At 29.9% G+C, this 718-nt stretch carries 1 protein-coding gene; it reads left to right on the top strand.

All coding sequences use genetic code 11. The features are described 5' to 3' along the window. Positions 1-170 precede the first annotated feature (170 nt). On the top strand, positions 171-581 hold the full coding sequence (locus tag B5E75_RS14350) for an Imm26 family immunity protein (protein WP_087360631.1): 411 nt from the start codon (positions 171-173) through the stop codon (positions 579-581). Positions 582-718 lie beyond the last annotated feature (137 nt).

Raw genomic sequence — 718 nt, forward strand, 5'->3', positions numbered from 1 at the left:
CAATCACGTAGACCAAATAATCGAATAGATAAAGTACGCCATATGTTTAATAAAAAAGAAAATTAAGTTACTATTCACTAAAATTACAATTTAGTGATTTGTTTAATAAATAGTAATTTATTGAATTGTATACCACTGAATTAGAAAAAGAGATATGAGGAAGATGCGGAATGAAGAAGAAGTTAAAACTTGGCGATATTTATGAAATACCTCTTCCTAATGGAAAAAACGCATATGGACGACTGTTTAAAGAATATACTTTGGCAATTTACTGCGGTATTTATAATGATATTTCTGAATTACCGGATACGGTAAGCTATTATCGTTTTATATGTGTATATGAGGATTTATTGTGCGATGGGAAGTGGAAAGTAGTAGGACATAAAGGCTTTAAAAATGCGGACGAGGCATGGGCTCCCCCTAAATGCGTTATTGATAAAATAACAGGAAAAAGGAGCATATACTATAAAGGCGAAATTCGTTCATGTTCATATGATGAATGTAAGAATTTAGAAATTGCTGCTGTATGGGAAAGACATCATGTAATAGATATGTTGATGGGTAATCCTAAGTGGGGATGAAGTAACAAGTAAGTCCAAAGCATAGTCAACAAATCCTAATTTGAAAGTGAGATAATCTATGAATAAATTTTTAAAAATTAGTATAATTATAATTGAAGTTATTATTTTCCTTATAGTATTGTTGATGATAATAAGTT

It is taken from the genome of Massiliimicrobium timonense (assembly GCF_002160865.1).
Classification (GTDB): domain Bacteria; phylum Bacillota_I; class Bacilli_A; order Erysipelotrichales; family Coprobacillaceae; genus Allocoprobacillus.